The organism is Photobacterium obscurum (assembly GCF_026191635.1).
In the GTDB taxonomy this organism is placed as follows: Bacteria; Pseudomonadota; Gammaproteobacteria; order Enterobacterales; family Vibrionaceae; genus Photobacterium; species Photobacterium obscurum.
Map to the genome: position 1 here is coordinate 1 of NZ_JAKRRW010000020.1, position 10,998 is coordinate 10,998.

Below are 10,998 nucleotides of genomic sequence, written 5' to 3' on the forward strand. Positions count from 1 at the left end.
AATACTTCAAGGGATTTTGCCAATTTGCTTTCTCTCTTGAAGAGGGCGGCCATCTTATCGAATCAAGCTGTAGTGTCAACCACTTTTATCAACTTTCTTCAAAGGCTCAAAACCCTTTCCCGATTGAGACATCTTCTTATATTTAAGAAGCCGTGCTCCGTGTCGGTGAGGCGGCATTATAGAGACTTCGATCACTCTGACAAGTGTTTTTTTAAGAAAAAAACACCACCTGATCATTATTTCGACTAATGTGATGTAAACGCCTCTAATTTCAACATTAGAGGATCGTCACATTCACTTACTAGCAATTCCAAGTCAATGAAAGTAATATCGATGTGACCTTGTTGTTAAAATAACCAATAACGTCTTCTTCTTATAATATTTATGACGATGTAGCTTTGAATATGAAATTTTCCAATCAAACAATTATAGCAATAGTCGCTATCGCCGTTATCGGGGCTTTAGTTTTTAGTTTTCTTCCATTTTCTCCCGGTATTGCTTTTGCTTTAGGTGCTATTACGGCGGCCCTAGCCATAAACCAATTACATAATTCTCAACCATCAACTCACGACGCAGACTCATCCCAAAGTAGCAAAACCTTGTATGTCGGTAACTTGCCTTACCGTGCTAATGAAAATGAAGTAAAGAAACTATTTGCCGAGCATGGTGAAGTCTTTGCTGTGCGTCTAATGAAAGATAAGCGCACCGGTAAGCGACGTGGATTTGGCTTTGTCGTAATGAACAGCAATGATGCCGAAACAGCGATCAACCAGCTCAATAACAAAGAATATGGACAGCGCACTCTCAAGGTACGCGAAGCCAACGAACCTAAGGCTTCGGATAATTCAGAGACTGAATAACCTCTAGCTTCATTGCTTTTAAACTATAATTCAGTGCCGCGACATGATTTGTCGCGGCACTGTTGTATGTATGGTTTAACATAGAAGGCAAATTACCTTCTATATCTCCCAGTAATGCTTTTACCCTATTTGCAATAGCCAGCCCCGAATCAACAATATGCACCGGCGAACCAAATGCCTGTGCAATTTCTTGCTTAATAAGTGGGAAATGAGTGCAACCTAATACAATACTATCGACTTTATTCTGCCAAGGGCTAAGTATCTCTTCTAATTCAATAAGAGAAACGTCTTTTCCCCGTAGTTTTTCCTCTGCCATTTCCACCAAGCGAGTTGAACCAATTCGGTACACGTCACAATCACTGGCAAACTGAGCAATGAGATTATTGGTATAGCTACGTTTCACTGTGGCGGGTGTCGCCAGCAAGCCGACCGCTTTACGTTTACTGATCAATGCAGCAGGCTTAATCGCCGGAACAACACCAACAACGGGGATCACTAACTGCGCTCTTAATGAAGGAAGGACCACTGTACTTGCTGTATTACAGGCAATAACAACCAAATCGATATTATGGCGTTCAACTAGCAAAGAGACGATATGCTGAGTACGCTCGATCAACACATCTTCCGGCAACTCACCATAAGGGAAGCCGGCATCATCAAACGCATATACATACTGAACAGAGGGTAACTGCGCATATATTTCCTGGTATACAGATAGTCCGCCGACACCAGAGTCAAAAATGAGTACCCGTTTCACTATTCACCACATACCAGAACTTATTATCAGGGCGCTCATCATACTGCGATCTTCTCCAGATAAAAATATCTCCAGCTAGTGATGTGATTAAGACACTAGCTGGTAGCGCTGATAATGAAACCTTTCCTGTCGTTCACACTCTGTCTTACAAATTGCCAATTCGCCTGTAAAACACGGTGCTTTCACCACCAAGGTATGAAATTCACCGTCTTCACCGCAAGGATCGACACTATCGGGCAAGTTATCAATAAACTCTGCCGTATACCATTGTCCGCAATAGCGGCCATCAAGCTGGCTAGTATCGATGGTCGTTACTAATGTTTTGATTCCGCTATCGAGAATCTCCTGTGCCAGCTCTTTACTATTCCGGCCTAACAACGGGAAGACACACTGCCAGCCCGCAGGCTCTATATAACTGCGGCGATAATCGGCAATCCCATTGCAGAACATATCGCCGAAAGCGACGGCCTCAACTTCTAGCCCGCTGCTGCGTATTCCTTCAACGACTCGCATCTGATAGACATCATTGGCAGGGAATACTTCAGGCAACAATATAGTGACGAGAGGCAACCCAGCTAGCCTCGCCTGCTCTTCAACGACTTCAATCGGTGTCGCCTGAAAGGGAACCTCATCTTTCAGGTAGGTAGTATATAGGCCAACAACCTCGTAGTTAGGGTTGTTAAGCAACTTGATAAGGGTCAGCGCTGAATCCTTACCGGATGACCAGCTGACGATAACTTTAGTTGGCTTGATCAACGTTTGTATTCCTTAATGAAAAAAGCCACCTGATGGTGGCTTTAATATACACAGCATAAAATCATTAGAACTGATAACCAATAGTCATGTAGTAACTACGCTCTGGTGCTTGATAGTTCTTTGCTGTCTCATAATCTTTATCAAATGCATTTGCTACTCGTCCACGAACAGTAAGCGCATCGTTGATATAATAGCTCGCGGCTAAATCAACCAAAGAATATGAACCTAACTTAGTTGTATTGGCTGCATCATCATAACGTTCACCTTGGTAAAGGAAACTCAAATCAAATTGCCACTGGTCAAGGAGATAAGAGACATTCCACTTACCACTTTCTTTTGCTCGACGTTGCAGCTCTTTCCCCGTCGCTTTATCTTCTGTATCAAGATAGTCAAATGACAGATCGTGATATAAAGCACCAGTTGCAAAGCTTGCTGTTAGCTCTACACCTTGGATGTCAGCTTCACCAACATTAACGTTAGTAACTCCATTAGATGAAATTAGGTTTTCAACCTTATTCTTATAAGCAGTGATACGCCAGCCGACAAGGGAATGATCCCCTTCCAGCGCTACTTCATAATTATCTGATTCTTCAGGCTTAAGGTTTGGGTTACCAGAGTAGCATCCCCACGAAGAACATTCTAAAGGCCAATACAGTTCATTAAACGTAGGCGCTTTAAATGCTGTTCCAGCAGAAGCGGTTACACGCATATTTTCAACGAACGCCCATCCCGCTCCTAATTGCCATGTAGTATGTCCACCATAGGCTTCGTGATCATCATAACGAACATTTGCTTCTAGCTGGAAAGGCTTCTTATCATAAATAGCCATTAGATAAGCCGCCGTATTATCACGCTTAGTCTCAGTGTAAGCTTTTGAACTATTAGTTACTTCTTCCGTATACCAATCAAGCCCTCCGCCAAATTGAATATCACTGTTTAACTGATAAACATTTGCCCACGTTGCAGTAGTACGTTGCGTTTCGATGGTACCAGGTACGGTCCCTTGCCCATATGACTCAGCTTCATCTTGATTACTCGCTAGTGTAAACGATGAATACAAAGCATCATTTTGGTATTGAGCTACACCAGCAATGTTATAAAGATCACTTTTACTTTTATCGCTACCAGTCCAAGGATTATCAAACTCGGTATATTTATCTTGATAGTAGCCATTAAGCTTTAACAACCAATTCTCATTTAGATGCTTACCGATATCAGCCACAAGATACTTATTACGATAACCATCATCATCTTGATCGACTGGATTCGTACTTGTTGGCTGAACATTATAACCATCACTGGTTTCATACGTAGCAGCAAGCTTGCCCCATACGCCATTTTCAGAGCTACCCGCCACGCTTGCGCCTGCACGATAGTAGTTATCACTACCAATACCGGCATCCAACGCTATTCCGTCATTACCTTGATAAGTAGTAATAATATTGATTACACCACTCACCGCGTCGGAACCATAAACTGCCGCTCTCGGACCGCGAACAAATTCAATACGCTCAACACCAGAAAGAGGAATTGCTGAGAAGTTGGCGTACCCTACCGTTGCACTCCCAAAACGTACCCCATTTAGTAAAACCAGAACATTCTTCGAGGACATACCTCGAATATAAAATTCAGCGTTCTGACCGGGGCCACCTTGATTTGCGACTTGCACTCCTGGCAAGCGACGCATCACTTCAGACAAAGACTTTAGATTCAAAGAATCTATCTCTTCTTTAGTGACAACCGATACTGGAGCGATAACATTTTTGACAGGCTGCTCGAAACGACTTGCCGTTACGACCATCACTTCATCTGGTGAGGATTCTGCTGCAAAAGTTTGAGATTGGAAACACAGCGGGGCCAACGCCACTGCTAAAAGCGTTTTTTTCATTTTAATACCTTAAGTCGCGTTTATGACTAAGCAGGTAACCTGCTTGTACACTGGTTGGTCTTCGGACTTAAGAGCATGGTTGGACAACCACCTAAGGCAACAACTTCCCACTTCTATATGCTGTCACTAGATGCTGCATTGCACAGCCAGCAGAAGCAGTGTTCGGAACTTACGTCCATGTGCTTTCGTTCTCTATCACCGCTGCGCGTCAGTCACGGACTCCCACCGTGTTCCCGGCCTGAGATTCAGGCTAACCAGCGCAAGAGGAATGCTAATTATCATTATGGCGAATGTCTAGTTTTGTTTGTTATTGCATATGCAGAATCGCTACCGTATACACTTTTATCTGGAACAACACTGGACATCGGTCAACAATGCAATAAAATCTGCGCTCTTATTTTGAGCAGTTTGAGGCACACAAGATGGCATCCACCGCAATTAATCCCGCTGAGTACCAGTCGCAGCTGGATGAAAAAGCAGAGCGTATTCAAAATATCTTTGCAGATTTTGAAACTCCTGAGCTTGAGGTGTTCGCCTCGCCTGCTGAACATTACCGCATGCGTGCTGAGTTCCGTGTTTGGCATGAGGGTGAAGACCTTTACTATGTCATGTTCAACCAGGAAACACGTGAAAAGTACCGCGTTGATCAATTCCCTGCAGCCAGCCGTCTGATCAATGATCTAATGCCACTGCTGGTTGAAGCACTAAAACCTGTCAAAGCACTACGCCACAAGCTCTTTCAGGTTGATTTCCTATCGACCCTCAGCGGTGAAATCCTGGTATCGATGCTTTACCACCGTCAGTTGGATGAAGAATGGGTAGCTGAAGCCAAAGCTCTGAAACAACGTCTAAATGATGAAGGCTTTAACCTGAACTTCATTGGCCGTGCCCGTAAGCAGAAGCTAGTACTTGACCAAGAGTTTGTTATTGAGAAACTGAAAGTTAACGACCGCACGCTCACTTACAAGCAGGTTGAAAATAGCTTCACCCAACCAAACGGCGAAGTTGCACAGAAGATGCTTGAGTGGGCCGTTGACTGTACCCAAGACAGTGAAGGCGATCTGCTCGAGCTCTATTGTGGTAACGGTAATTTCTCATTGGCGCTGGCACAGAACTTTGAACGAGTACTGGCAACAGAGCTGGCCAAGCCATCGGTTGACTCGGCGCAGTACAACATTGCTGTGAACAACATCGACAATGTACAAATTATTCGTATGTCGGCAGAAGACTTTACCGATGCGATGGAAGGCAAGCGAGAGTTCCGCCGCCTGAAAGATCAGAACGTCGATCTACAGAGCTACAACTGCAACACTATTTTTGTTGATCCGCCACGCTCGGGAATGGATGAAGGTACATGCCGTATGGTACAGGGCTACGATCGCATCATGTATATCTCATGCAACCCAGATACACTGAAAGAAAACCTAGAAATTCTATCGGAAACACACCGTGTAACCCGTTTCGCGCTATTCGACCAATTCCCATATACCCACCATATGGAAGCTGGCGTACTACTTGAACGCAAATAATTAACAGCGGATTCACAGATACAAAAAAGGCGCCCTAGGCGCCTTTTCTTATAGTGCGCAGCCTTACGATTGCGCGATTTGTGAGCTGGTTTTCATGATACCCAGCTTGTAGACAACCCAGAACAACAGACCTAGAGCTATCATCAGCGGAAGGAAGTTAGATCCCATATCCGGCATTTGCGCACGCAGGAATGCAGAATAACCAAATGCGCCTACCAGGAAGCAGGCAAATGCGATTGCTGGAGTACCTTCAGACATTGGCTTGCTCAGGTATTCCTGATACAGGCAGTACACTGCCAGGCCGAATGCAATAACAGGGAAAACTGAGAACGACACTGCGCCCGATGTGAGTACTGCCAACGTTGCATTACCACATAAGCCAGCCAACAAAGAGAGAACCAATGTTTTACGTTCAGCTTTTACTTGTTCCTTGTCCATATCCTTCACCAAGAAAATAAAGTTATAGTTTCTGCCTGAGCTCACGACGCTCACGCTCTTTACGGTACCAATAGGCACCCTTTGCAATCATTCGCAATTGCATAATCAGTCTTTCAGCATGCTCGGCACGAGCATGACTATCCAGATCCAGCGCATCGGCACCGGAACTGAAAACCAGCGTGACTGATGCTTCCGCCTGAGTAAAAGCTTCGTCATGCGTCACGCCTGTTTTTGCTACCAAATACTCGGTCAATTCAGCAACAAAATGCTGGATCTCCCGAGCAACAGCCGCACGAAACGCTGGTGACGTACCAGAGCGTTCGCGTAAAAGTAGCCTAAATACATTCGGGCTACTTTCGATAAATTCCATAAATGTTTCTACAGAGGTACGGATCACACTGCCCTCTTTGGCAATGCGCTGACGCGCCTGGCGCATCAACTGACGAAGGATCAAGCCACCTTCATCAACCATTGTCAGACCAAGCTCATCCATATCTTTAAAATGACGGTAGAAAGATGTGGGTGCAATACCCGCTTCCCGCGCCACTTCACGTAAGCTGAGATTAGAAAAGCTACGTTCTGCACTTAGCTGATTAAATGCAGCATCGATAAGTGAGCGACGGGTTTTTTCTTTTTGCTGTGCCCTAATACCCATGAACCTGTTGTTTCTCTGTAACCTTTTTCTGCAACTATACGCGCTTTTGCTTGCTACTTCAGCGAGAATCGCCATTTTCACTGCAATCAAAACATACTAAATCCTGATATGAGCTGAATCAAAGCAGTAATTGTTACTTTTAGCTACTGGCTCACAAAGTGACTCACTTCCCCTTTACGATGGGACTCGTCTCGTTTTCACCAATTTTTGCCTCAACAACGTGATCATCACCTATCTATCACGACCAGTTGATTCTCCAGAGTAACGGAAAAAGTTAAACTAGAGCAACAGCAATGTTGCACGGATGATAAGAAAGGCCTGAGCGATGACAAAGTCGAAAAAAATGAATGCCCAACACTTTGATGCCATCATCATTGGAAGCGGCCCCGGAGGTGAAGGCGCAGCCATGGGACTCACCAAGGCGGGCTTCAATGTGGCCATCATTGAGCGGGAAGACAGTGTCGGTGGCGGTTGCACTCACTGGGGAACCATCCCGTCAAAAGCCTTGCGTCATGCCGTTAGCCGGATCATTGAATTTAACCAAAATCCGTTGTACTGCAAAAACAACTCTACCCTACACAGTACCTTCAGCCAGATCCTCGGTCATGCTCAAGATGTAGTCAATAAGCAGACCCGGATGCGTCAGGGCTTCTATGACCGCAACCAGTGTTCCATTATCTTTGGTGAGGCCAGCTTCGTCGACAGCCACACGGTGAAAGTCAAAACCGCCGACGGCAGCCATGATATCTACAGTGCCGATAAATTTGTGATAGCAACCGGATCTCGCCCATACCAACCTGCCGATGTCGACTTTAGTCATAGCCGGGTATACGACAGCGATTCGATTCTTCAGCTCAAGCATGATCCCCGCCATATTATTATCTATGGTGCAGGGGTGATCGGCAGCGAATATGCATCTATTTTCCGGGGACTCGGGGTCAAGGTAGACCTGATCAATACTCGTGACCGGCTTCTGGAGTTTCTCGATAACGAAATTTCCGACTCACTGTCCTACCATCTGTGGAATAGCGGGGCGATGATCCGTAACGGCGAAACCTACGAAAAGATAGAAGGCACCGAAGACGGCGTGATCCTCCACCTGCAATCAGGGAAAAAAATGCGGGCAGACTGCCTATTATACGCCAACGGCCGTACCGGTAACACGGATCGTCTTAACCTCGACAAAGTCGGCCTGACGCCAGACTCCCGCGGACAACTGAAAATCAACCAGAACTACCGGACTGAGGTTGAGCATGTCTATGCGGTCGGCGATGTCATAGGCTACCCGAGCCTAGCCAGCGCGGCCTATGACCAAGGACGCTTTGTCGCCCAGGCAATCGCCAACGGTGAAGCTCAGGGACAGTTGATCGACCATATCCCAACCGGGATATACACCATTCCGGAAATTAGTTCGGTCGGCAAAACCGAGCAGGAGCTGACAGCAGACAAAGTCCCTTACGAAGTAGGGCGTTCGCAGTTCAAACATCTGGCACGGGCACAGATTGCTGGCACCGAAGTCGGCAGCCTGAAAATCCTATTCCACCGCGAGACCAAAGAGATCCTGGGAATCCACTGTTTTGGCGAGCGTGCCGCTGAAATCATTCATATCGGACAGGCAATCATGGAGCAGAAAGGAGAAGGTAATACCATCGACTACTTCGTCAACACTACTTTCAACTACCCAACGATGGCAGAAGCTTACCGGGTAGCAGCCTTAAATGGCTTGAACCGGCTATTCTGAACCGGTGAACAAGAATAAAAAAACGGAGCTTCTGCTCCGTTTTTTTATGTACCAGATTGACTTATTTGTTATCCATTAGCCTATTATCTGGTGTCAGAATCGTGGCCCACGGCAGGCTTTCGTCACCCAGGGTAATAAAGTTCGGATTTTCCAGCGTATCGCGCTCATTGTAAGACAGCGGAGTAAGATGGGTATTTAATATCCGGCCACCAGCTTCCTCGACAATACATTGGGTCGCCGCCGTATCCCACTCACCGGTTGGTCCCAAGCGTAGATAGCAATCCACCGCGCCTTCAGCGACCAGACAAGACTTTAACGCCGCAGAGCCCAGCGGTACCAAATCATAGTTCAGCGATGGGTCGAGGCGATTGGTGATCGCACTGATATCCTGACGACGGCTGATCGCCACCGCAATCGACTGGGTCGGCAACTCATGCTTGTGAGTCGAAATCCTGACCGACTCCCCCTCCGGCGTTACCTTCCATGCACCTTTGCCATCATAAGCGTAGTACGCAACCCCTGATACCGGTGCATAGACGACCCCCATCACTGGTTTGTTATTCTCAACCAAAGCAATAATTGTCGCAAAATCACCACTACCGGCAATAAACTCCTGGGTACCATCCAATGGATCCACCAACCAGTAACGCTGCCACTGACTACGTTCTGACAGTGGCACAGCAGCATCTTCTTCAGAAAGCACGGGGATATCTGGCGTCAGCTCAGTAAGCTTTTCCACCACCAGTTTATGTGCTGCCAGATCGGCGCTGGTTACCGGGGTATTATCGGTTTTGATCTGTTTTACAAACTGACCACGTTGATAAATATCTAAGATCACCTGCCCGGACGCGCGGGCAATATCGATCACTGAAGGTAATAGGTTCGATAAATCCATAACTCGCTCCTACTGTGATAATTGTTTTAATGCGAGGAAAAGAGCGGTAATACTTCGAGCTTCCGCGAAATCAAGATGACTCAATAATTCTTCAGCCTGGCTCACTGGCCAACGAACAACTTCAAGCGGCTCGGGTTCATCTCCTTCCAGCTGCTCCGGGTACAAGTCCTGGGCTAAAAACAGGGTCATCCGGCTGGAAAAATAGGACGGCGCCAGTACCACTTCTTTCAGCGGTGTCAGTTGGTTGGACCCAAACCCAATTTCTTCCTTCAGCTCGCGGTTAGCAGCCTCAACAGCCGCTTCGCCGTGATCGATAAGCCCTTTCGGAAATCCCAGCTCATAGCGTTCCGTCCCTGCCGAATATTCACGGATCAACAGCAAGTCACCTTCAGCGGTCACTGGAACCACCAATACCGCGTGTCGACCGCTTGGCTTCATGCGCTCATAAGTACGCTCTTCACCATTGGAAAAACGTAAATCGAGAGATTCAATTTTAAATAGCCGTGACTGTGCAACGACTTCCGTTGCTAATATTTCGGGTTTGTTCTTGTCCAAAGCCATGCCGTTGTCCTGTATCACCATCGGTTCCCAAGTGGCAGGCTCCGCTATAAACAAACGGAGCACCATGCCACCGGGTATTACGCTATTTAAGGGCAATAGCTGGATGAAATAAAGTAAATTATGGGGAAAGCGTTAAGTTGACTAAACAACTCAACTATTAAAGACGCCCACTGTAGTCGATTTTGTAACGCCCTTTCGGATCCGGGTTACCCAACCACTTCAGTTGCTGCCCTAACTGAGACGGGAACTCTGCACCCGGCTTAAACCAACCGTTCAGAGAGTAGCGCTGATTGGTTGCAAGCTCAGCCTGCCATTCACTCGATACATCTGCCGATGACTGATTCACCGCGGCCAGGACTTTACCCTGCTCACATTTCAAATCAGCAATCACCGGTCCCGGAGTCAATCCACCCAGCGGTGAGCTGATACTGCCCGCCGTCCAGGCCAAAGAACCATTCAGCACCGAACAATAAGGCGCTTGATACTGATAATCTCGTAGGGTCAACTCCAAGTTCCCCGCTACCGTCGCCGGTACTGGCACATTGGCGTACTTCACAACCTGTTGTGCAGGCATCGAGACCAGCAGGTTTTCAGCAAATGGGCCGGCGGCACTGTAGCCTACTAAGCCTCGGCCATTGAGGTTCATCTCGCTTCCCTGACCAAAGCGGACATTAAAGGCGGCCTTACCCGTGAACAACGCGCTGACACGCATATCCCACTGCAGGCGGCCAAGGTTTCTTCCTTGCCACTGTACCTGAGAGGCCATGCCCTGCCACGGTGTACCGCTGATCCCCGAAATAGCCAACCCTCTCACCGATGGTGCCTGCTGCCACACCCAGCTAGCGGGAATGTGAGCAACCAAACTGGCCACTAAAACGGTGCCAAACGAGACACCCAATCCTAACTTATACTTCACGC

At 46.9% G+C, this 10,998-nt stretch carries 11 protein-coding genes and 1 riboswitch; of the genes, 3 read left to right on the forward strand and 8 right to left on the reverse strand.

Annotated features, from left to right (window positions below; genetic code table 11):
* Positions 1 to 404 precede the first annotated feature (404 nt).
* Positions 405 to 860, forward strand: coding sequence for an RNA recognition motif domain-containing protein (locus tag MD588_RS19875; protein WP_265699414.1), 456 nt, complete (start codon positions 405 to 407; stop codon positions 858 to 860).
* Here MD588_RS19875 and murI read toward each other — a convergent pair.
* The 3 genes from murI to MD588_RS19890 all read right to left on the reverse strand — a co-directional run bounded on the left by murI (position 829) and on the right by MD588_RS19890 (position 4,261).
* Positions 829 to 1,617 (reverse strand): glutamate racemase, encoded by a 789-nt coding sequence (gene murI, locus MD588_RS19880; RefSeq protein ID WP_407676598.1) that lies wholly within the window; start codon positions 1,615 to 1,617, stop codon positions 829 to 831. The genes MD588_RS19875 and murI overlap by 32 nt on opposite strands.
* Positions 1,618 to 1,704: 87 nt before the next feature.
* Positions 1,705 to 2,370, reverse strand: a complete 666-nt coding sequence (locus MD588_RS19885; protein WP_265699515.1) for an adenine nucleotide alpha hydrolase — start codon at positions 2,368 to 2,370, stop codon at positions 1,705 to 1,707.
* Positions 2,371 to 2,437: 67 nt separating this feature from the next.
* The gene (locus MD588_RS19890; RefSeq protein WP_265699415.1) at positions 2,438 to 4,261 is read right to left on the reverse strand and encodes a TonB-dependent receptor domain-containing protein; all 1,824 of its coding nucleotides are present in this window, start codon (positions 4,259 to 4,261) and stop codon (positions 2,438 to 2,440) included.
* Between the two features lie 35 nt (positions 4,262 to 4,296).
* A riboswitch (cobalamin riboswitch) is annotated at positions 4,297 to 4,535 on the reverse strand.
* Between the two features lie 148 nt (positions 4,536 to 4,683).
* Between MD588_RS19890 and trmA the strand changes: the two genes are divergently transcribed.
* On the forward strand, positions 4,684 to 5,790 hold the full coding sequence (gene trmA / locus MD588_RS19895) for a tRNA (uridine(54)-C5)-methyltransferase TrmA (RefSeq protein WP_265699416.1): 1,107 nt from the start codon (positions 4,684 to 4,686) through the stop codon (positions 5,788 to 5,790).
* Positions 5,791 to 5,853: 63 nt separating this feature from the next.
* Here trmA and MD588_RS19900 read toward each other — a convergent pair whose 3' ends face one another.
* Together MD588_RS19900 and fabR are read right to left on the reverse strand one after the other, a co-directional pair.
* A complete protein-coding gene (locus MD588_RS19900; RefSeq protein ID WP_265699417.1) occupies positions 5,854 to 6,228 on the reverse strand; it encodes a YijD family membrane protein in 375 nt (124 codons plus the stop codon).
* A gap of 22 nt (positions 6,229 to 6,250) precedes the next feature.
* The gene (fabR, locus tag MD588_RS19905; RefSeq protein WP_265699418.1) at positions 6,251 to 6,883 is read right to left on the reverse strand and encodes an HTH-type transcriptional repressor FabR; all 633 of its coding nucleotides are present in this window, start codon (positions 6,881 to 6,883) and stop codon (positions 6,251 to 6,253) included.
* 325 nt (positions 6,884 to 7,208) lie between these two features.
* Here fabR and sthA point away from each other — a divergent pair, with 325 nt between their 5' ends.
* Positions 7,209 to 8,624 (forward strand): Si-specific NAD(P)(+) transhydrogenase, encoded by a 1,416-nt coding sequence (gene sthA, locus MD588_RS19910; RefSeq protein ID WP_265699419.1) that lies wholly within the window; start codon positions 7,209 to 7,211, stop codon positions 8,622 to 8,624.
* Positions 8,625 to 8,685: 61 nt separating this feature from the next.
* Here sthA and cysQ read toward each other — a convergent pair whose 3' ends face one another.
* The 3 genes from cysQ to MD588_RS19925 all read right to left on the reverse strand — a co-directional run bounded on the left by cysQ (position 8,686) and on the right by MD588_RS19925 (position 10,996).
* Complete coding sequence (cysQ, locus tag MD588_RS19915; RefSeq protein ID WP_265699420.1) at positions 8,686 to 9,519, reverse strand: 3'(2'),5'-bisphosphate nucleotidase CysQ; 834 nt, start codon at positions 9,517 to 9,519, stop codon at positions 8,686 to 8,688.
* Between the two features lie 9 nt (positions 9,520 to 9,528).
* Positions 9,529 to 10,080 carry an ADP compounds hydrolase NudE gene (nudE, locus tag MD588_RS19920; RefSeq protein WP_265699516.1) on the reverse strand — a complete coding sequence of 184 codons (552 nt, stop codon included), beginning with the start codon at positions 10,078 to 10,080 and terminating at the stop codon, positions 9,529 to 9,531.
* A gap of 157 nt (positions 10,081 to 10,237) precedes the next feature.
* Positions 10,238 to 10,996 (reverse strand): type II secretion system protein N, encoded by a 759-nt coding sequence (locus MD588_RS19925; RefSeq protein WP_265699421.1) that lies wholly within the window; start codon positions 10,994 to 10,996, stop codon positions 10,238 to 10,240.
* Positions 10,997 to 10,998: the final 2 nt, after the last annotated feature.